The 19,503-nt window shown below is 64.3% G+C and carries 17 protein-coding genes; 8 read left to right on the top strand and 9 right to left on the bottom strand.

The features are described from left to right. Nucleotide 1: 1 nt before the first annotated feature. Nucleotides 2-1,288, top strand: a complete 1,287-nt coding sequence (locus tag Q3Y64_RS13040) for a sulfate adenylyltransferase subunit 1 (protein ID WP_303562449.1) — start codon at nucleotides 2-4, stop codon at nucleotides 1,286-1,288. A gap of 188 nt (nucleotides 1,289-1,476) precedes the next feature. Next, the gene (locus Q3Y64_RS13035; protein WP_101940817.1) at nucleotides 1,477-2,931 is read left to right on the top strand and encodes an MFS transporter; all 1,455 of its coding nucleotides are present in this window, start codon (nucleotides 1,477-1,479) and stop codon (nucleotides 2,929-2,931) included. Nucleotides 2,932-3,014: 83 nt separating this feature from the next. On the opposite strand, the gene Q3Y64_RS13030 is transcribed toward Q3Y64_RS13035, so the two are convergent. Further along, entirely contained in the window at nucleotides 3,015-3,245 is a 231-nt protein-coding gene (locus Q3Y64_RS13030) for a hypothetical protein (RefSeq protein ID WP_143707331.1), read from the bottom strand. A 169-nt stretch (nucleotides 3,246-3,414) separates the two neighbouring features. Between Q3Y64_RS13030 and Q3Y64_RS13025 the strand changes: the two genes are divergently transcribed. After that, nucleotides 3,415-4,992: a hypothetical protein gene (locus Q3Y64_RS13025; protein WP_303562446.1), complete on the top strand. Its 1,578-nt coding sequence runs from the start codon at nucleotides 3,415-3,417 to the stop codon at nucleotides 4,990-4,992. Here Q3Y64_RS13025 and Q3Y64_RS13020 read toward each other — a convergent pair. The 8 genes from Q3Y64_RS13020 to Q3Y64_RS12985 form a co-directional block, all read right to left on the bottom strand. Continuing rightward, complete coding sequence (locus Q3Y64_RS13020) at nucleotides 4,979-5,212, bottom strand: RNA-binding S4 domain-containing protein (RefSeq protein WP_101940820.1); 234 nt, start codon at nucleotides 5,210-5,212, stop codon at nucleotides 4,979-4,981. The genes Q3Y64_RS13025 and Q3Y64_RS13020 overlap by 14 nt on opposite strands. Continuing rightward, on the bottom strand, nucleotides 5,209-6,108 hold the full coding sequence (locus Q3Y64_RS13015) for an aldose 1-epimerase (RefSeq protein ID WP_101940821.1): 900 nt from the start codon (nucleotides 6,106-6,108) through the stop codon (nucleotides 5,209-5,211). Before Q3Y64_RS13015 ends, Q3Y64_RS13020 begins: the two co-directional genes overlap by 4 nt. Before the next feature lie 88 nt (nucleotides 6,109-6,196). Beyond that, the gene (locus tag Q3Y64_RS13010; RefSeq protein WP_101940822.1) at nucleotides 6,197-6,988 is read right to left on the bottom strand and encodes an alpha/beta hydrolase; all 792 of its coding nucleotides are present in this window, start codon (nucleotides 6,986-6,988) and stop codon (nucleotides 6,197-6,199) included. Beyond that, the gene (locus Q3Y64_RS13005; protein WP_303562442.1) at nucleotides 6,985-8,934 is read right to left on the bottom strand and encodes a transglycosylase domain-containing protein; all 1,950 of its coding nucleotides are present in this window, start codon (nucleotides 8,932-8,934) and stop codon (nucleotides 6,985-6,987) included. The genes Q3Y64_RS13010 and Q3Y64_RS13005 overlap by 4 nt, the downstream gene beginning before the upstream one ends. Nucleotides 8,935-9,001: 67 nt before the next feature. Further along, nucleotides 9,002-10,234 (bottom strand): multifunctional CCA addition/repair protein, encoded by a 1,233-nt coding sequence (locus Q3Y64_RS13000; protein ID WP_101940824.1) that lies wholly within the window; start codon nucleotides 10,232-10,234, stop codon nucleotides 9,002-9,004. Next, on the bottom strand, nucleotides 10,231-12,366 hold the full coding sequence (locus Q3Y64_RS12995) for an AsmA family protein (RefSeq protein WP_303562439.1): 2,136 nt from the start codon (nucleotides 12,364-12,366) through the stop codon (nucleotides 10,231-10,233). The genes Q3Y64_RS13000 and Q3Y64_RS12995 overlap by 4 nt, the downstream gene beginning before the upstream one ends. A 145-nt stretch (nucleotides 12,367-12,511) precedes the next feature. Next, nucleotides 12,512-13,981 (bottom strand): pectate lyase, encoded by a 1,470-nt coding sequence (locus tag Q3Y64_RS12990; protein WP_101940826.1) that lies wholly within the window; start codon nucleotides 13,979-13,981, stop codon nucleotides 12,512-12,514. 171 nt (nucleotides 13,982-14,152) lie between these two features. Continuing rightward, nucleotides 14,153-15,601, bottom strand: coding sequence for a deoxyribodipyrimidine photo-lyase (locus Q3Y64_RS12985; RefSeq protein WP_303562436.1), 1,449 nt, complete (start codon nucleotides 15,599-15,601; stop codon nucleotides 14,153-14,155). A gap of 54 nt (nucleotides 15,602-15,655) precedes the next feature. Here Q3Y64_RS12985 and Q3Y64_RS12980 point away from each other — a divergent pair, with 54 nt between their 5' ends. From Q3Y64_RS12980 to Q3Y64_RS12960, 5 genes are all read left to right on the top strand, one after another. Further along, nucleotides 15,656-16,219, top strand: a complete 564-nt coding sequence (locus tag Q3Y64_RS12980) for a YqgE/AlgH family protein (RefSeq protein WP_101940828.1) — start codon at nucleotides 15,656-15,658, stop codon at nucleotides 16,217-16,219. Between the two features lie 79 nt (nucleotides 16,220-16,298). Beyond that, nucleotides 16,299-16,730 (top strand): Holliday junction resolvase RuvX, encoded by a 432-nt coding sequence (ruvX, locus tag Q3Y64_RS12975; protein WP_303562433.1) that lies wholly within the window; start codon nucleotides 16,299-16,301, stop codon nucleotides 16,728-16,730. Next, nucleotides 16,717-17,217: a bifunctional pyr operon transcriptional regulator/uracil phosphoribosyltransferase PyrR gene (gene pyrR / locus Q3Y64_RS12970; RefSeq protein ID WP_303562431.1), complete on the top strand. Its 501-nt coding sequence runs from the start codon at nucleotides 16,717-16,719 to the stop codon at nucleotides 17,215-17,217. The genes ruvX and pyrR overlap by 14 nt, the downstream gene beginning before the upstream one ends. After that, on the top strand, nucleotides 17,210-18,172 hold the full coding sequence (locus Q3Y64_RS12965; protein ID WP_101940831.1) for an aspartate carbamoyltransferase catalytic subunit: 963 nt from the start codon (nucleotides 17,210-17,212) through the stop codon (nucleotides 18,170-18,172). The genes pyrR and Q3Y64_RS12965 overlap by 8 nt, the downstream gene beginning before the upstream one ends. Before the next feature lie 4 nt (nucleotides 18,173-18,176). Then, nucleotides 18,177-19,451, top strand: a complete 1,275-nt coding sequence (locus Q3Y64_RS12960; protein ID WP_101940832.1) for a dihydroorotase — start codon at nucleotides 18,177-18,179, stop codon at nucleotides 19,449-19,451. The last annotated feature ends 52 nt before the right edge of the window (nucleotides 19,452-19,503 follow it).

Raw genomic sequence — 19,503 nt, 5'->3', positions numbered from 1 at the left:
GATGTCTGCACACGAAAACATTCAAGACAACGGCCTGCTGCGTTTCATGACCTGCGGCAGCGTGGATGACGGCAAGAGCACCCTGATCGGGCGCCTGCTCTACGACACCAAGACCATCCTCGCCGACACGCTCAACGCCATCGAGAAGACCTCCGCCAAGCGCGGCATGGAAGCGGTCGATCTGTCGCTGCTCACCGACGGCCTGCAGGCCGAGCGCGAGCAGGGCATCACCATCGACGTGGCCTACCGCTACTTCTCCACCGGTACGCGCAAGTACATCATTGCCGATGCACCGGGCCACGAGCAGTACACCCGCAACATGGTGACCGCTGCCTCCACCGCCGATCTGGCCATCATCCTGATCGACGCGCGCAAGGGCGTGCTGACGCAAACCCGTCGGCATAGTTATCTGGCCCATCTGGTGAACATCCCCCACGTTGTGGTGGCGGTGAACAAGATGGATCTGATCGATCACGATCAGGCCAAGTTCGACGCCATCGTCGCCGACTACAAAGCCTTCATCGCCAAGATGGGCCTCTTCAACGACGGCCGCGACATCCAGTTCATCCCGATGTCGGCACTGAACGGCGACAACCTTGTTGATCGCTCGGAAACCATGAGCTGGTATCAGGGCCCGACCTTGCTGGAGTTGCTCGAAGCTGCGCCGAGCGCGCATCAGGGTCACGCCGAAGCCTTCCGCTTCCCGGTGCAGTTCGTATGCCGCCCGCAGGATTCCGCCAACCCCGAGTTGCACGACTACCGTGGCTTCCAGGGCCGCATCGAGTCCGGCTCGGTGAAGGTCGGCGACCTGCTCACCGCCCTGCCGAATGGCCGCGAGAGCCGCGTGAAGGCGGTGCAGATCGGCGGCGTGGATATCGTTGAAGGCCAGACCGAACAGTCCGTCACCATCCTGCTCGAAGATGAAATCGACATCTCGCGTGGCGACATGCTGGTCAAGAGCGGTGAAGTGCCGGAGCAGAAGAAGGAAATCGAAGCTATGTTGTGCTGGCTCTCCGAGACCCCGCTGTCGCCGGCCCGCACGTACCTGATCCGCCACACCACGCGCACCACCAAGGCCAAGCTCACCGGCGTGGCTTTCAAGGTGGATGTGAACTCGCAGGCGCATGTGGAAGCCACGCAGCTTGCCATGAACGATATCGCCAAGGTTGGCTTCAAGCTGGCTCAGCCCTTGTTCTCCGATGCCTATAGCGTGAATCGTGGCACCGGGGCTTTCATCGTGATCGATGAGAGCAACAACAATACCGTTGGCGCCGGCATGATCCTCTGATCCAGTCAGCTCCTGCCAGGAAAACAGGCCTCCACCGCAAGGTGCAGGCCTGTTTTTTTGCGCCGGATTTGAGCACGCGCGAGTTCCGGACATGTCCTCTGAGCCATACTTCGCTCCGAAACTAGGGTTTTCCCTAGGTTTTGAATGCACTTCCCGGATCTGGTTACCGTTGCAGCAGGAGCATGAACATGGCAGGAAAACATCCCGATGGAAAAATGTCGCAATACCGCTGGGCTATCTGCTCCTTGCTGTTCTTTGCGACCACGGTCAATTACCTGGACCGACAGGTACTGTCGCTGACCTGGAAAGATTTCATTGCACCAGAGTTTCACTGGACCAATAGCGACTACGGCAACATCACGGCGCTGTTCTCCATCTTCTACGCGTTCAGCATGTTGTTTGCTGGCCGCTTTGTTGACTGGATGGATACCAAGAAGGGCTTTCTGTGGGCGATCGGAATCTGGTCGTTGGGGGCGGTGTTGCATGCCTTCTGTGGCATTGCGACTTCAGGTGTGGTGGCGGGCGAGTGGCTGGTCGGTTTTGAAGGGGCCAAGGAAGCCATCGCTGCGGTGGGGGATGCCGGGCTGATCGTTACCGTCAGTACCAGTCTGTTCGTCTTTGCGCGTTTCGTGCTGGCGCTGGGCGAGGCGGGTAACTTTCCGGCGGCCATCAAGGCTACGGCCGAATTCTTCCCCAAGAAGGACCGGGCCTTTGCCACCAGCATTTTCAACGCCGGCGCGACCGTCGGAGCACTGCTGGCACCGGTCACCATTCCGGTGATTGCCCGCCACTACGGCTGGGAAATGTCTTTCGTGCTGATCGGTGCCCTGGGCTTCGTGTGGATGGGGTTCTGGGTGTTCATGTACAAGAAGCCGCATCAGCATCCACGGGTGAATGCCGCCGAGCTGGCGTACATCAGTCAGGACAAGACCGCTGAAACCCTCGCCAATAACAATGTTGAGCGCATCGAACGCAAGATCTCGTTTGCCGAGTGCTTCCAGTACAAGCAAACCTGGGCCTTCATCTTCGGCAAATTCATGACCGATGGCGTGTGGTGGTTCTACCTGTTCTGGACGCCGGCCTACCTCAGCGATGTGTACGGCCTGAGCTCGGATTCGCTGATGGCACAACTGCTGCTATTCGTGCTCTACGCGATCACCTTGCTGTCCATCATCGGGGGCTGGCTGCCGTCCTATTTCGTGACGAAAAAAGGCATGGATCCTTACGCCGGGCGCATGCGGGCGATGCTGATCTTCGCCTTCTTCCCCCTGCTGGCGCTCCTGGCCCAGCCGCTGGGGCATTACTCCTACTGGTTCCCGGTGATCATCATCGGGATTGCTGGTGCAGCGCACCAGGCCTGGTCCGCGAACATCTTCTCGACCGTTGGCGACATGTTCCCGCGCACGGCGATTGCCACGGTGACGGGCATAGGTGGCATGGCTGGTGGCGTGGGTTCCTACCTGATCAACAAGGGCTCGGGCGTGCTGTTTGATTTTGCAGCTACGAACCAATGGAAGCTGCTGGGCTTCGAAGGGATCAGGGCGGGTTATTTCGTGATCTTTTCGGTGTGTGCGGTGGCCTACCTGATCGGCTGGGGCGTCATGAAGCTGCTGGTGCCCAAGTACCGGCCGATCGTCGCCTGAGCGGCGGCCGACACGCTGCAAGCGGGCCTCTCGCTCACGCGGGAGGCCCGTTTTTCATGGCTTGGTCGTTTGCGGCCCGCCGCTCAGAAGGTCTTGCCGGTCTCGTCGATCACGACGCAACGACCGTCGCGACTGACTTCGGCTGACAGGCTGCGCGAGATGCCACCGCTGTAATCGACACGCCAGCGAGCGCTGTCGTCTGGCGCATCACTGCGCAGCACGACGATGCCGCATTCGCCGGAGGGATGCACCATGCGGTCGCCCTCCATGATCGGGTTGCCGTCGAAGTCGGGCCAAGGTGCGGTTTGTCTCATATTTCCCCCAGTTTGGGTTTCGTTTGCCGCGCAGGAGTACCCATCTCACTCTAAGGGTTGTGCCCGCGCAGCACAACCGCATTCGGCTGGCTTCCGACGCGTTCGTGCAAACCTCGCCGCCACCGCTTCGGCTAGGATGCGTGCCATGTTTGCGTGGAGGAGTGCTGCGATGCCTGCCCTGGAGTTGCTGGTCGCCTTGTTGAGCCTGGTGGTGTGGCTGCCTGCGCAGGCGGGCATCATCCTTCATGTTGCGGCCGGTACGGATGCCAAGCTGGCGGCCGAAGTGCAGCGCAGCATCGATGCTTTCAACGGGATTGCCGCCGAGCATTTCGGGGTGACGCTGGACAAGCCGACCTTCGTGAATCTGTGCCCCAGCGAGGCCTGCTACATCGAGTCCCTGCGCGTGGAGCGCGGTTATTCGGCGGACAAGGCTGAGCAGGTAGGGCGGCTCACCAGCGGGCTGGCGACACCGGGCAAGAACACCGTCTTCCTGAAGCTGACCAATCCGGCCGGGTTGGCCAATGCACGTTTCACCATGGCGCATGAGCTGACTCACATGTTGCAGGGCCAGCTCGTCGGGCAGTTCGGCGGCATGGAGCGCGCCAATCGCTGGATCAAGGAAGGCATGGCGGACTGGATGGGGGCGCTGGTGGCCAAGCGCCTGGGTAGTCAGAGCCTGGAGAAGTGGCGCCTCGATCGCGTCAACCGCCTGCGCGGGGCGAGCGATCCGGTGGCTCCCGGCGAGATGGATGGGCTGAGCTTTGATGCCTGGACTCGTCTGATGGACCAGAAGCGCCTGCCCTACGAGATGGCCGATCTGATGATGATGGCGCTGGCTGAAAAGAAGGGGGAGGGCATCTTCCCGGCACTGGTTGCCTACATGCAATGCATGGACAGTTTTTCGCTCGAGAGCACCTGCTTTCGCGAGCACTTCGGCCTTGCCCAACGGGAGTTCTATGCCGGTTTCGAGGGGTGGTATCAACAGGCGATGAAGGGAGGCAAGGCGCTCGAGATGGTTGCCGAGGGAGATATTCCGGAAGCCTCACAAGCGCTCGTCGAAGCAGCTTTCGGGCAGGCGCAAGGCTTGCTGCGCGAGCGGCTGGGCAGCGCGCTGCCGATCACCCTGAGAGTCTTCCTGCTGCCGGATCGGGCTGCCATGAGCGCGGCGATTGCGCGCGAGCTGGGGCGTAGCCAGGAGGAAGCGGACAAGCTGGCACGCGGCTCCAGTTCGCTGTGGCAGGACAGTGTGGTGTTCTTCGATCTGGGCCGTCTCGACACGCCCGAGCGCCTCGCGGCGATCACCGCCTCCACGGTGACTGGGCGTTATCTGCAGGTCGTGGGCAGCAATAAGGGGCAGCTGCATTGGCTGGGCAACGGCTTGCGTGATTACATCGCCAGTGCGGCACTCGATGCGCTGGCCTTGCGCAGCCTGGCCGAGAGCCACAGGCTGCGTAGCGACAACCTGCGCCTGGCCGGCAAGGGCCTGCCGAGTCTGGGCGAATTGCAGACGGCGGAAAGCTATCGCAAGGCGCAGGGGAAATATGGCGCGAGTGTCGTCGTACACTACGCGGCGGCAGCGGTTGATCAGCTGGTGGCGGACAAGGGCGCCGCCACGCTTGGTAAATGGGTGCGCGCCAGCAAGGCCGGCGGCGATCCCGCAGAGACATTTTCCGGCAGCTTCGGCGAGTCGGCCGGGGCCGTGGGCGAGGCCCTCGATGTACGCCTGAAGGGCGCTATTGCGGGCTGACTCCGCCAGTGATGTGAATCTCTTCACCGCCGTGCACGCGCACCACGTCGCCAGCGCGCAGCTTGCGCGTCTTGCGTTGCTCGATCTCGCCATTCACCTTCACCAGCCCTTCGGCCACCATGACTTTGGCAGCGCCGCCCGAAGAGGCGATGGCGAGGAATTTGAGCAGGTTGTCGAGGGTGATGAACTCGCGGTCGAGTTCGAAATGCTGCACGTTCATGGCTGGATCCTGGAGAGGGTCTGGACGACTTCGAGCGCCATGCTCTCGCCTTGGCCAAGCAAACGCAAGCCCGGCATGCCGGCCCGGCCGTGGGCGGCGGTGATGTGGGTAACCGGCTCGTAGCAGAACCACTCGTCGTGGGTCGGGCGATACAGGATGGCGGTGTCCAGCCCGGCTGGCTGGGTGGTCTGCCAGTCCAGGCGCAGATCGATGTCCGGTCGTTCCATTGTCATGCGCCCGTCGCAGCCGTGGAAGTTGTGGTCGATCAGGCCGGAGCCGATTTCGCGCAGCTGATTGAAGTTCCACTCCGCTGGCAAGGCCTCGGCGTGCTCATGCGGCAGGCCGTCACTGGCTGGCCAGTAACCGGCGGCACCGAAGCGCAGGCGCAGGCCCGGTGCGCGCAGGATGTAGGGATGAAAGCCGAGGCCATAGGGCAAGGGCTCCTCGCCCAGGTGAGTAACTTCCAGGCGCATGCGCATCTGCGCAGCATCGAGCTGGTAACGCTGGCGGGCCTGGTAGTGAAACGGTGCATCCTCGGCCTGGCGGGTCTCCATGCTCATCTCTATCTCACTGGCCGAGATGCGGGTCACCAGCCAGCGCTGGCGCCAGCCGGTGCCGTGGGAGGGCATGGGGTTCTCGGGCAGCGGGTTGTGCACTGGATAGAAGCGGCCGTTGAGCTCGAAGCCGCCGCCAGGAAGGCGGTTGGACCACGGGACGAGCGGGAAATTGGCAATGATGCGGCGTGAGCCGGAGGGGGCATAAGGGCGCCAGATCGGGCACCAGGGCGAATTCCGCTCATCCCGTCGTACATCCCAGAAGGCGGCGCTGCCGCCGAGTGAGGGCAAGAGGCCAAGGCGTTGGTGGTCGTTTTCGAGGGTGATCAGCGAGCCGGGCATGGTAAGACTAGTTCATAAGTTGCCTGACAATATTATACGGTAGCGCATGGTGCTCCGGGCCCTCCTCTCCGTGACCTCCTGCCGTGTTTCAGAAGCCCTCTGCGGTGAGCCAGGCCGCGATGCGCTCGGCGCCCGGCTGCCAGTGCGGCTCGAGCATCAGGGCGTGGCCGGCATTGGCGATGAATTCGACCGGCAGACCCAGCGCGCGGCCAGTTTGCTCGACCTGTGAGGGCGGGATCAGGGCATCTTCCGCTGCACCGAGGATCAGCATCGGCGGGCGGCGCATGCGTGCCGGGCGGGGCAGGTCGAAACCGCTCATGTCCCACACGGCGCGCATCGATTCGGGTTGCATGTGCATGAAGCACTCGTTGAGCAGCGCCCGGCTGACTGGTTGGTGAAAGAGGGCCTCACGCACGCTGTCGAGCTGCGGCTCACCGCCGCCGATGATGCGATTCAGATCGAAGAGTACATTCGGGCGCGAGAAGATCAGGTTCAGGGTGGCGCCGAGCAGGCCTTGCGGTGGTACCGAGCAGAGCAGCACGGCGCCCGGCAGGTCGGCACTTTCAAGGTATTTCTGCAGTACCAGCCCACCCATGGAGTGAGCGATCACGATAGGGGCGACCGGCATGGCGCGGATCACGCCGGCCAGATCGGCAACGTAATCGGCAATCGAAAAACTGTTCAGGCGATCCTGCCCCGGGCTGGCGCCGTGGCCGGAGAAGGAGAAGGCGTGGCAATCCCAGCCGAGGCCGGCAAACCAGGGCATGTAGTGGCGCTGCCACAGCCAGGCGCCGGCATAGGCGCCGTGCACGAAGAGCAGCGGATGCGGGCGTGGCTGCCCTTGGGGGGCGGTGTGGAAGACTTCGAGCGAGCTGTTCATCGTTCCTGACTCTCGGGGGCTGGGTGAACTTCGAATTCGATGGCGTGAAGGATTTCACCGCGCCCATCGCTGATCGCCAGGCGGTGCTGGCCCGGCTGAACATTCCACAGCAGGCGCTGGCCTTCGCCGAGCGGGTGGCCATCGAGCAGCCAGCGCAGGGCGGTACTGCTCTCGGCCTGCAGGATCCAGCGCTCGCGCGGCCGGCCGGTTTCGTCCAACACATGGTTGAGACCGGCCGCCGGGAAGATTATGCGGCCACGCCGGCCGTCTGCCAGCACCGTGACGGTTTCGATTTCACTGCCGCGCAGGAAGTACTCACTGCGAGGGGTTTCCAGGGCGGGTTCGAAATACACGTTCTGGGTAACGAGGCCGGGCGGCGCTGGCGGCGGCCGAGAGTCGCCGGCCGCCGCCAGCTGCAGACGTTGCCACAGCCCCAGCGGATCGTTGCCGGTGGTGGCCAGCGCCAGGGTGTAGCGCTCGCTGTGGCCAATCAGCAGGCGGCTGCCGTCTTCGCTGGCGTGGCTTTGCCACAGGCTGGCCCAGCCGGCCGGGCCGGGGCTGGCGAGCAGGTCGCTGAGGACGAAGGCGGTGTCGGCGCGCCAGGCTCGCCGTGGGTTGCTTTCCTGCGTGGGCAGCCAGCGTGCGGCCTGCCATTGGCCGTTTGCCGCGAAGGCTCGCCAGGCGCTGGCAAGCTGGAGCAGGCTGGGCGCGGCCGGGGTGTCGCCGTCAGGCTCGAAGCCGAGCAGGCGCAGGCGCTCAAGCCAGGCCTCGCGCTCCTGGCGGGCGTGCAGGCCGATCAGTGCGGCAGGCTGGTGATCGCGCAAGGCGAAGCGCAGGCTCATCCAGCTGGGGGTGGCGGCGCGTGCGTCACGTGGGTCAAAGATCACGGCGCCCAGCGGCAGCGGGCTGGCGGCCGTCCATTGGCGCTGCTCGATGCCCAGCGCCGTGGCGTAGGGCCACCACCAGTCCGGTGCCAGGCGCGGGCGGACGACGCCATCGGCGCCGAGCGGGTCCAGAGCACCGATCCAGGCCAGCACTTCGCCGCTGCTGTTGTCCAGTACCAGCACTGCGCTGGCGGGATCATCCTGGGGTGTGAAGGCGGCCAGCAGGCGTGCCTGAAGGTGGCCATCGAGCAGGCTGGTGCTGCGCTGGCCGCCTTGCTGCAGCACGCGGCGCGCCAGGTGCGGGGCGAGGCGGTAGCGCGGCATGTTGCGCGGGGTGTCGAGCTGGCTCTGGGCGAGGCGGGTGATCTCGCCGCACTGGTTGTTGCGACCGAGGCTGGCGGCAAGCCGGCAGGCACGCTTGGCCACCAGTGGCGGGGCGGCGTTCGGGCCGCGCAACAGGGCTGCGAGCAGGCTCGCTTCGCTCGGGCCGAGGCGGCTCGCCGGCAGCTTGAAGATCAGCTCGCTGGCGGCGGAGATGCCCTGCAGATCTCCCCGGAAAGGCGCGAGGTTCAGGTAGGCCTCGAGGATCTGTTGCTTGTTCCACTTCGATTCAAGCTCCAGCGCGGCGCGGCTCTGATCCCATTTCTGCGCCACGCTGCGGCGATTGGCCGGCATGCGCAGGGCCGGGTCGAGCAGGCCGGCGAGCTGCATGGTCAGGGTTGAAGCGCCGCGCTTGCCGCCGCCCCACAGGTTCTGCCAGGCGGCTCCGGCGAAGGCCACCCAGTCCACGCCGCTGTGGGCGAAAAAGCGGCGGTCTTCAGCGGTCAGCAGCGCGTCGCGCATGGCCGGTGAGAGCTGGGCCAGCGGTACCCAGTCGAGCCGGCGCACGCGCGTGTCGAGGCGCAGATCGGCCAGTGGCAGCCCTGTGCGGTCCAGCAGCAGAGCGTCGGAACTGAGATGGCTGGCGCGCACCTGTTCGAAGGCCGGCAAGGCAAAGCCTTCGGCGAGGGCGGCGAGCGGGCTGAGCAGGACAAGGAGGAGCAGGCAGCGGAACGGCTTCATGGCAGCAGCGGGAGGCGAGGCGCTATTGTGCGCCATGCGTCGCGGGCCTGGCACTCGTCTTGCCCGCTCAGCGCAGGCCAGCGAGCGCCGCGGCGACGGCAGCTACGCGCGCTTCATGCACGCGCTGCGGGATCTGGCGCTTGTCGGCAAGCGCTGCTGCAATCGCGCCGGCATTCACGCCGCGGAAGGCGGCGAGCAGGGTTCGCCACGGGGCGGTATGCGGGTCAGCCTGTTGTTCGAAGCCGGTGCGGCCGTGAAAGTCGCAGGCAGCGACTTCGAGCAAGCCCTCGAAGCGCTCCGGGCGGCGGAGCGCATCGCTGCGCTCCAGCAGTTTGGTGAGGGTGTCGGCACGCATCTCGCCGATTTTGTGGATGTTGCCGTGCTCGCGGGCGGCCAGTAGCGCCAGTTCGCGGCAGTCCACCGGCACCTTGAGGCGTGCGCAGACGGCTTCAACCAGCGGTAGGCCGAGCGCTTCGTGGCCGTAGTGGTGCGGCCAGTTCTCGCGCGGGGTGCCGCCCTTGCCGAGATCGTGCAGCAGTGCCGCCCAGCGCACTGGCAGGCTCATGTTGCGTGCCGCAGCCTGGTCGATCACCAGCAGCAAGTGGCGGCCGGTATCGATTTCGGGATGGTATTGCTCGGGCTGGGGCACGCCGAAGAGGGCATCGAGTTCCGGCAGCAGGCGAGCCAGGGCGCCACATTCGCGCAGCACTTCGAGCATGCGCGCCGGGTGCTGATACATCAGGCCGCGCGAGAGCTCCTGCCATACGCGCTCGGAGACCAGATGATCGACTTCGCCGGCCGCCACCATCTCGCGCATCAGGGCGAGGGTTTCTGGCGCCAGTGTGAAGTCCGGCAAGCGCGCGGCAAAGCGCGCCACTCGCAATATGCGTACGGGATCTTCGGCGAAGGCCGGGCTGACATGGCGGAAGACGCGTGCTGCGAGATCGCGCTGGCCGCCATAGGGATCGATCAGCGAGCCGTCAGCGGCCTGGGCGATGGCGTTGATGGTGAGATCGCGCCGGATCAGGTCTTCTTCGAGCGTGACATCGGCATCGGTGTGGAAGACGAAGCCCTTGTAGCCGGGCGCCGTCTTGCGCTCGGTGCGGGCCAGGGCATATTCCTCGTGCGTGTGCGGATGAAGGAAGACCGGGAAGTCCTTGCCGACCGGCTTGTAGCCTGCGGCGACGAGGGCTTCGGGGGTGGCACCGACCACGACCCAGTCGCGGTCCTGCACCGGCAGGCCGAGGAGGCGGTCGCGCACGGCGCCGCCGACGATGTAGCTGCTGAATTCCTGGGTCATTTTTTGGCGGGTGAAGCAGTGGGCCTGGCAGTGCCCGGTTCGTAGCGCAGATCCGGGTGCAGCAGTGGACCTTTGAGGCGTAGCGGAATCGGCTTGCCACGCAGGGCGGTGAGCTCGCGTGGTGCGGCTGGCAGGAGTTCGGCTTGCAGGCTGAAATCCATTTCGCCGCGCGGCAGGTCGGCTTGGCCGCTACCGCCAAGCTTGAGCCATTTGCTGCGCGTTTCGATGCGTTCGACCGCGAGCTTGCCTTGCTCAAACACGAAGCGGCTGTTGGCGCTACCCAGTTCGCTGCGTTCATCCGCGGCCGGGCTGCGGGCGGACATGCGCCCGGCGCCGATGGCGGGGCCCAGCTCCTGCAGACTGCGCTCGAGGTCCACGCCTTGCAGGGTGGCGTCAGTGAGGTTCCAGCGGATGGCGCCGCTGAGTGTGGCGAGCGGGGCCTGGTTGGCTTGCTGCAGCCAGCCGAGGCGGTAGGAGCCGCTGGCTTGGCCGCCCAGCGGCAGGGGCAGGCTGCTCTCGCGGGTGATGTCCGAGAGTGGCAGCGCAGTGAAGTCGCCTTGCAGGCTGACCCTGCTGCTGGCCGGCTCGAGCAGCAGCTTGCCGGAGACTTCGCCGCCATGAATCCGGGCCAGGAAGCCGTCGGCATTGAGCTGGCCCTTGTCGATCAGCAGCGGGCTTTGCAGGCTGGTAATCTCCACGCCACCGATGCGCAGGTGGGCGAGTTTCAAGCTGCCGCCAAGGCTGTGCTGGTCCAGCGCGGGCAGGGTGAGCGGTGGCAGGCTGTTGCCGGGGCGGGCTTCCGCGAGCAGGCGATCGACATCAAGGCGGGTGGCTCCGAGCTCGAAGCGCCCGCTCAGTGGCCACAGTTGCTGCAGGCGGGCCTTGAGTTGCAGCGCATCCTCGCCGAGCAAGGCCTGCAAGGTGAGCTCGCTGTTGCCGGCTTGCAGGCTGAAGCTGCCGTCGAGGCGTGCGCGTGCGGCCGGGGTGTGCAGACGTGGGTGTTGCAGGCCGATTTCGCCGGCAACCCGCTCGGCACGCAGCAGGCCGCTGAGCGGTTCGGCGTAGAGATCCAGCTTGAGCTGGCCTTCGCTGCCCAGCGTTTTGCCGTACTGCTGCTTCCAGTCGAAGCGTGCCTGAGCGGTGTGGAAGCCGCGTGGGGCGGTGGCCTGCATCTCCGGCAGGTTCAGCCGCAATTCGCTCTGCCCGTCCACCGTGCGCAGGGCCAGCGTGGACTGGAAGTCGCGGCCCTGCAGAGTTTCGTCCAGCCAGCCTAGGTCGGGCGCGCTGGCGTTGAAATCCAGTGCCTGAGCCCCGGCAGCACCGCGCAGGCGGGCCTGCAGATCGGCCAGGCTGCCTTCGCGGCCGTAGCGTGCCCATAGCAGGCGCTGGGCGTCGAGCTGCAAGGTGGCACCCTGTAGGCCATGACTGTTGCCATCGAAGTAGGTGTGCAATTCGTCGAGGCTGCCGGAGGAGAGCCCGTCCTGCAGCTTAAGGCGCGCATCCCCGCGGAACTTCAGCTCGCTGGTGCTGGCCGCTTCGCTGAGCTCGCCTTGCCAGCTGAGCTTGCCGGCCATCTCGCCAGCGGGCAGGCTGGCGTCAAGCTGCAGGCCACGCAGCAGGATACGTTCGTTGCCGCCCTGCCGTTCGATAGCAAAGCGCGCTTCGTCCAGGCGCAGACGCTCAAGCCTGAGCTGCCATTCCGGCAGGCCTGCCGAGGCGGGCGGATCGATCAGGTCGGTAAAGTTCCATTCGCCCTTGCGGTTGCGTTGCAGGCGGACACTCAGGCCGGTGACCCGCACGCCCCGCAGTTCGAAGATGCCCTGCAGCAGCGGCAGGGTAGCCAGCTCCAGGCGCAACTGGGTCACGCTGGCAAAGGCCTCGGAGCGGCCGGCCTCGGTCAGCGAGGCACGCTTGAGCAGCAGCGCTGGGCGCGGCCAGATGGAGAGTTGCGGCGGCTGGCTCATGAGCAGGCCGCGCTGGTGCACATCCTTGAAGTGGCGCGTGAGCGCTTGAGCGGTGTGCTCAGCATCGAAGCTGATCCACACCCACATGGCCAGTGCTGCCACTACAGCCATGATGCCGCCGAGGGTGAAGCCAAGCACGCGCAGGAGGATTGCCAGACGGATCTTCAAACCAGTGCTTCCGGAGCAGGGAGCGGCAATCATACTCCAGCCGCAGGAGCGCTTTCCTGACGCAGGTCGGCTGTGTGAGGTGAGTTTGCCGGAGACAAAAAGGGCCGCCCGAGGGCGGCCCGCAAGCTTTGACTGTGCAGCGGGATCAGTTGCAGCTGAGCGTGGCGTATGCCTTGCCCACGCCCGCGACGCTGGGCAGGTTGGCCTTCACGCAGGCCGGTGTGTGCGGCGTGTAGGTGTAGGGAAGGGTGATCGGGAAGGCGCCAGTGGTGGTCCAGTTGGAAGCACTCTTGTCACCGCTGGAGGGTGTCGACCAAGTGATGTTGTAGGTGGCGAAGTCAGCTGTGCTGGTGATGTTGTTGTTGCGAAGATCCCAGAAACCGCAGTTGCTGCCGCTGTCATAGAAGCACACCACCGGATTCTTGGCGTTCTGGAAGTAGTTGCTTTCGATCAGCGCGTAGCCGGCCTGGCGGGTGTTGATGCCTGAGTCGGTGATACCGTCGTACAGGTTGTTGTACACGTGGATCCAGCCACCGCGTTGCAGCGGCAAGCGGGCGTTCACGTTCTTGTAGTAGTTGTGGTGGTAGCTGATCTCGCGGCCGCCATCGATGTCGGACGAGGAGGAGCCATCCAGGCCGACTTTCTTGCTGTCGTGGATGTAGTTGTACGACACGGTGATGTTGTGCGAGGCCTTCTTGATGTCGATGGCCGACTCGAAGGTCAGATCGCCGTCGGGCGAGCCGTTGCATTCGTTGTTTACGGCGAACATCTCGTTGTGGTCGATCCACACGTTGGAACCGCCGTCGATGCGGAACATATCGGCATCGTTTTTGGCTCCGCCGAGTGCGCCGATCTTCATGTTGCGCACGATGACGTTGTTCGAACCACCGTTGATCACGATGCCGAAGTTGGCCGAGGAGCCGTTGGCGCCCTCGATGGTGATGCCTGCGGTGTAGTTCTTCACCTCGACATAGCGGTAGGCATCGTTCCAGTGCGGCGCCGGGCAATCGTGATTGGCGTCAATGGTGGAGTCCGCGACGATCTGGGCTATCAGTGTGTCTTCATTGCCGGTGTAGGTGATGTGCAGCGGATATGCTCCAGTACTGACTTCTTTACCCGCATCGTTGAAACGCGCGTTGGCAATGATGGTGTTGATTTCAGTGTGGCTGGCTGCAGTGAATTTGCGCGCGCTGGCAACGTTGCCGCCCGTGGCAGTGGAGAAACCACCGGAAGTCGTCGCGGCGGCGCCGCCGGCAACGCTTGAAGCGGCTGCTGCGCTGGATGCGGCCGTGCTGGAGACCGACGACGAGGCCTTGCTCGATGAGGTAGCGGCTGTGCTGCTGGTCGCGGCGCTGGAAGCTGCTGTGGATGAGGTGACCGAACTCGAAGTGGCCGAGGCGTTCGTGCTGGAGACTGACGACGAGGTTTTGCTCGACGAGGCGGCGGCTGTGCTATTGGCCGCGGAGCTGGCCGAAGTTTGACTTGGGCTGCTGCTGGTAGCGCTGTTGGTTTCGCTGGATGACCCGCCACCACCACCACCGCCACAGGCGGTGAGCGCGACGCTCAGGATGGATGTCAGAAGAGTGGCTTTCAAGCCATGAGAGAGCTGCTGCATGATTCCTCCAGTTCCTTGCCGGCTTGTTATCAGGACGGGAAATGTAGGAAAAATTCCGACAAGGTGTCTGGATGTTAATCTGACAATTTTTGGCAAAAACGTGAAATTTGTCACGACCCGACGAGCGGTAGCAGGCGCGCGCCGGGCGACCGTTCGATAGCGTATGGGCGGCTATTCCGCGTCGGTTTCGTGCTTAGACCGGATGGCCTTGAAACGCGCCAGGGTGTGCTCACGCGCGGTGGCGTGATCGACGATCGGGGCCGGATAGTGGCGGCCGATCACGCAGCCGATGGCGCGCTGCTCCGCGGGTTTGAGTTTCCACGGGGCGTGGATGAGTTTGTCTGGCACAGCTGCGAGCTCCGGCACATAGCGGCGGATGAACTTGCCTTGTGGATCGAACTTCTCCGACTGGGTGATCGGGTTGAATATGCGGAACCAGGGCTGGGCATCGCAGCCGGTGGAGGCGGCCCATTGCCAGCCACCGTTGTTGGCGGCCAGATCGTAGTCGAGCAGCCACTGCGCGAAAAAGCGCTCGCCCCGCAGCCAGTGAATGCCCAGGTCCTTGGTGAGGAAGCTGGCGCTGACCATGCGCAGGCGGTTGTGCATGAAGCCGCTGGCGAGCAGCTGGCGCTGCGCAGCATCAACCAGCGGGTAGCCGGTGCGGCCTTCGCACCAGGCATCGAACAGGGCATCGGCAGCCGGGCCTTGTTCCCAGTGCAGCGCGTCGAACTCCGGTTTGTAGGCATGCTCGACCACGTGGGGATGGTTGAACAGCAACTGCTGGTAGAACTCGCGCCAGATTAGTTCCGACAACCAGCTTTCGGCTCCGGCGCCACTGCGCGCGTGGGCATTGCCGGCCAGTGCGCGGATCGATACGGTGCCAAAGCGCAGGTGGGTGGACAGGTAGGAAACCCCCTTTACAGCGGGGAAGTCGCGCGCCGCGTGGTACTGGTTGATGCGCCCGGTGAATTCCTCCCACAAGGCTTCGCCGCCACGCATGCCGGGAGTGACGCGCAAATCGCAGGTCTCGAATCCGAGTGCACTCAGCGCCGGCAGGTGGCTGCCTTCCGGCGGCGAGGCAAGATGACCGGCGAAATCGGCAACCGGCCAGGCTCCCAGATCGCGCGGCTGCACACTGCGCAACCAGGCATTCTTGTAGGGCGTGAATACGCCGAAGGGCTTGCCGGACTGGGTCAGGATCTCACGTCGCTCGAAGATCACCTGATCCTTGAAGGAGCGGAAGACAATGCCGCTGTCCTTCAGGCTGTTTGCCACGCGGGTATCGCGGGCGATCGCGGCCGGCTCGTAGTCATGGTTGGCGAAAACCGCCACCACTTTCAATTCGTTCGCGATGCGCGGAATTTCTTCCTCTGCGCGGCCATGACGCACGATCAGGCCGCCGCCCTTTTCGCGCAAACGGGCATCCAGCTCGGCGAGGCTGGCATGGATGAAGCTCACCCGTCTATCCTGCCGGGAAGGTAGCGCGTCGAGGATGTCGGTGTCGAACACGAAGGCGCAGAACACCTTGGCGTGAGCCTGCAAGGCATGGGAGAGCGCAGCGTGATCGAAATCGCGCAGATCGCGGCGGAACCAGACGAGGGCGGCAGGGTCGCGGGACATGGCTTCAGGTGATTGCGGGCCGGAACAGGGCGCGGGCAAACAGGTTAAAATGGAATGGTGCAAAACGTGAACCTTACCCATCATTTCCTCATCGCCATGCCTGGGCTGGCCGATGGCCCTTTTGCCAAGGCACTGGTCTATCTGGCCGAACACAATGAGGACGGCGCGCTGGGCGTGGTAGTCAATCGCCCGCTCGATCTGGACATCAAGGAATTGATGGAGCGGATCGAGATCCCCCTTCAGCATGCCGAGCGCGGCGATGAGTCGATCTACTTCGGCGGTCCGGTGCAGACCGATCGTGGCTTCGTGCTGCATCGCCCGCATGGCGACTGGCAGTCCAGCCTCAAGGTGACGCCCGAGATCGCCCTGACCAGTTCCAAGGACATCCTGCAGGCGCTGGCTGAACGCGGCGAACCGCAAGAATTGCTGATCACGCTCGGCTATGCCGGCTGGGGGGCCGGCCAGCTCGAGGAAGAGCTGGCGCAGAACTCCTGGCTCACGGTGGCGGCCGATCCGCGCATCATCTTCGAGCGGCCGGCTGAGGAACGCCTGGACGCCGCTGTTCATCTATTGGGCATCGACTTCGCGAATCTCTCGGATGTGGCGGGGCACGCGTGAAGTGCGTCTTCCCGCTTTCCCGCCTCCTCTCCCTCAAGGGGCGAGCGGAGTGTAGAACGCTTGTGTTGCGGGCATCTGCATGATGGGTACCCTGCTCGGCTTCGACTTTGGTACGGCCCGCATCGGCGTGGCTACCGGCGAAACCGAAACCCGCCTGGCCCAACCGCTCACGACCATCCACGGTGAGGCCAATGATCTGCGTTTCGGGGAGATCGAGAAGCTCATCAAGGAATGGCGCCCAGTGAGGCTGGTGGTCGGCTTGCCCAGCGCACTCGATGGCACGGCCACCGAGATGACGGCGCGCTGCAAGCGCTTTGCCAACCAGTTGAATGGCCGCTTCGGCCTGCCGGTAGCGCTGGTGGATGAGCGCCTGTCATCCGCGGAAGCTGAAGAAATGTTGCGCGAAGTCAGCCGCAGCTGGCGCGAACGTAAACAACATCTCGATGCGCTGGCTGCCCAGCGCATCCTGCAAAGTTTTCTGGACACGGACAATCACGATGAACCTGCCTGACGCCAATGTGCTCTGCGAGCAACTCGCCACCCTGATCCGCTCGCAACTGCGGCCTGATACTGCACTGGTTGGTATCCACTCCGGCGGCGTGTGGGTGGCTGAGCGCCTGCACCAGTTGCTGGGCATTGCCGAACCGCTGGGCAGCATCGATGTGTCTTTCTATCGCGACGACTACGGCTCGCGCGGCCTGCATCCGCACCCGCAGAAATCCGGGATCCCGTTCGACGTGAGCGAGCGTCACATCATTCTGGTGGATGACGTGCTCTACACCGGCCGCACCACGCGTGCTGCGCTCAATGAACTCTTTGACTACGGCCGCCCGGCCTGCGTGGATCTGGCTGTGCTGGTCGATCGTGGCGAGCGCCAACTGCCGATCGGCCCGACCTGGTGCGCCTGGCATCTGCCGGAGCGCCTGCCCGCAGGCAGCAAACTGGATCTGAAGCGCGATGTGGCCGGCAATCTTTCCCTGGAGGTGAAAAGTGCTTAATCCTCAGCTCACCAAGGATGGCCGCCTGCGCCATCTGCTGACCCTCGACGGCCTGCCCAAGGCCATTCTCACCGAAATTCTCGACATCGCCGCGCCCTTCACCGAAGTGGCCGAGCGCGAAGTGAAGAAGCTGCCGCTCTTGCGTGGCAAGAGCGTGTTCAACGTGTTCTTCGAGAACAGCACGCGCACCCGCACCACCTTCGAAATCGCCGCCAAGCGTCTGTCGGCCGACGTGATCAATTTGAACGTGTCGACCAGCTCCACCAGCAAGGGCGAGACCCTGCTCGACACGGTAGACAATCTCTGCGCCATGGGCGCGGACATGTTTGTGATGCGCCACGCCTCCAGCGGTGCGCCCTATCTCCTGGCCCAGCACCTGCGCAACACCGGGCGCGATCACATCAGCGTGGTCAATGCCGGCGACGGGCGCCATGCGCACCCCACGCAGGGCTTGCTGGATATGTACACCATCCGCCACTACAAGCAGGACTTCACCAAGCTGACGGTGGCCATCGTCGGCGATGTGCTGCACTCGCGCGTGGCGCGTTCCGAGATCGCCGCGCTCACTACGCTGGGCGTGCCGGAAGTGCGCGTGATCGCGCCGAAGACGCTGCTGCCGACCGACGTGGAACGCATGGGCGTGCGCGTCTTCCACGATATGGAAGAGGGTTTGAAAGGCGTGGATGTGGTGATGATGCTGCGCTTGCAGAACGAGCGCATGAGCGGCGCGCTGCTGCCTTCCAGCGGCGAATACTTCAAGTTTTACGGCCTCACCGAAGAGAAGCTGGCGCTCGCCGCCAAGGATGCCATTGTGCTGCACCCGGGCCCGATGAACCGCGGCGTGGAGATTGACTCGGCCGTAGCCGACGGCGCCAACGCAGTGATCCTGCCGCAGGTGACCTTCGGCATCGCGGTGCGGATGGCGGTGATGAGCATGCTGGCAGCGGGGAACTGAGAACATGAAAATCCAGATTGCAAACGGCCGCGTGATCGACCCGGCCAACCAGATCGACGCTCAGCAGGATGTGTTCATCGAGAGCGGCAAGATCGTTGCCCTCGGCAGCGCTCCGGCCGGCTTTGTGGCCGAGAAGGTGATCGACGCCAAGGGGCTGATCGTCGCCCCCGGTCTCGTGGATCTGTCGGCCCGTCTGCGCGAGCCTGGCTTCGAATACCGCGCCACATTGGAGTCCGAAATGCAGGCAGCGATGGCTGGCGGCATCACCAGCCTGGCCTGCCCGCCGGATACCGATCCGGTACTGGATGAGCCGGGTCTGGTCGAGATGCTGTGCTTCCGCGCCAAGAAGCTGCACTGCGCCCACGTGTATCCGGTCGGCGCGCTCACCGCCAAGCTTGAAGGCAAGCGCATCACCGAGATGGCCGAGCTGGTCGAAGCCGGTTGTGTGGCTTTTTCGCAGGTGAATACGCCGGTGCTCGATACCAATGTGTTGCTGCGTGCCATGCAGTACGCCGCCACCTTCGGCTTCCGCGTCTGGCTGCAGCCGATTGACCCCTATCTGGGCAAGGGCGGCGTGGCGCACGATGGCGAAGTCGCCTCGCGCATGGGCCTCACCGGGATTCCGGTGGAAGCCGAGACCGTGGCGCTCGAAACCTACCTGAGCCTCGCGCGCATGACCGGCGTGAAGCTGCACATCACGCGTATTTCCTCGGCTGCCGCATTGGAATGTATTGAGCGCGCACGCGCTGGCGGGCTGGACGTGACCTGCGACGTGGCCGCCCACCACCTGCACCTGTGCGACATCGACATTGGCTACTTCAACCCGCAGTGCTACGTGGTGCCACCGCTGCGCAGCCAGCGCGACCGCACGGCGCTGCGCGCCGGCCTCGCCAGCGGCAAGATCAACGCCGTGTGTTCAGACCATACCCCGGTGGATGACGATGGCAAGCAGATGCCGTTCGCCGAAGCCGAGCCGGGCATGACCGGCCTCGAAACCTTGCTGCCGCTGGTGATCAAGTGGGCGCAGGAAGATAAGGTGTCCCTGCCCGACGCGCTGGCCCGCGTCACCGCCAGTGCCGCCAGCATCATGGGCATCACCAAGGGCGGCCACCTCGGGGTGGGTGCGCGTGCCGATGTGGTGATCTTCGATGCTGAAGCCGATCAGGTGCTCACCCGCGAAGCGCTCAGGAGTCAGGGCAAGAACACGCCTTTCCTCGGCATGCCGCTGCCAGGCGTAGTGAAGCACACGCTGGTTGAAGGCCGGGTAATGTTTGGTTGATGCGTGCTTGATTTATGAAAACGCCCGGCAATCTGCCGGGCGTTTTGTTTTG

The organism is Uliginosibacterium sp. 31-12 (assembly GCF_030548425.1).
Taxonomy (GTDB): domain Bacteria; phylum Pseudomonadota; class Gammaproteobacteria; order Burkholderiales; family Rhodocyclaceae; genus Uliginosibacterium; species Uliginosibacterium aquaticum.
The sequence above is the reverse complement of the archived record's forward strand: the minus strand, read 5'-3'. Positions and strand labels throughout refer to the sequence as shown.

Bases quoted from the DNA above. Each gene is read 5' to 3' on its own strand.
- Q3Y64_RS13040 (WP_303562449.1), top strand. From the start codon at position 2: ATGTCTGCACACGAAAACATTCAAGACAACGGCCTGCTGCGTTTCATG.
- Q3Y64_RS13035 (WP_101940817.1), top strand. From the start codon at position 1,477: ATGGCAGGAAAACATCCCGATGGAAAAATGTCGCAATACCGCTGGGCT.
- Q3Y64_RS13030 (WP_143707331.1), bottom strand. From the start codon at position 3,245: ATGAGACAAACCGCACCTTGGCCCGACTTCGACGGCAACCCGATCATG.
- Q3Y64_RS13025 (WP_303562446.1), top strand. From the start codon at position 3,415: ATGCCTGCCCTGGAGTTGCTGGTCGCCTTGTTGAGCCTGGTGGTGTGG.
- Q3Y64_RS13020 (WP_101940820.1), bottom strand. From the start codon at position 5,212: ATGAACGTGCAGCATTTCGAACTCGACCGCGAGTTCATCACCCTCGAC.
- Q3Y64_RS13015 (WP_101940821.1), bottom strand. From the start codon at position 6,108: ATGCCCGGCTCGCTGATCACCCTCGAAAACGACCACCAACGCCTTGGC.
- Q3Y64_RS13010 (WP_101940822.1), bottom strand. From the start codon at position 6,988: ATGAACAGCTCGCTCGAAGTCTTCCACACCGCCCCCCAAGGGCAGCCA.
- Q3Y64_RS13005 (WP_303562442.1), bottom strand. From the start codon at position 8,934: ATGAAGCCGTTCCGCTGCCTGCTCCTCCTTGTCCTGCTCAGCCCGCTC.
- Q3Y64_RS13000 (WP_101940824.1), bottom strand. From the start codon at position 10,234: ATGACCCAGGAATTCAGCAGCTACATCGTCGGCGGCGCCGTGCGCGAC.
- Q3Y64_RS12990 (WP_101940826.1), bottom strand. From the start codon at position 13,981: ATGCAGCAGCTCTCTCATGGCTTGAAAGCCACTCTTCTGACATCCATC.
- Q3Y64_RS12985 (WP_303562436.1), bottom strand. From the start codon at position 15,601: ATGTCCCGCGACCCTGCCGCCCTCGTCTGGTTCCGCCGCGATCTGCGC.
- Q3Y64_RS12980 (WP_101940828.1), top strand. From the start codon at position 15,656: ATGGTGCAAAACGTGAACCTTACCCATCATTTCCTCATCGCCATGCCT.
- ruvX (WP_303562433.1), top strand. From the start codon at position 16,299: ATGATGGGTACCCTGCTCGGCTTCGACTTTGGTACGGCCCGCATCGGC.
- pyrR (WP_303562431.1), top strand. From the start codon at position 16,717: ATGAACCTGCCTGACGCCAATGTGCTCTGCGAGCAACTCGCCACCCTG.
- Q3Y64_RS12960 (WP_101940832.1), top strand. From the start codon at position 18,177: ATGAAAATCCAGATTGCAAACGGCCGCGTGATCGACCCGGCCAACCAG.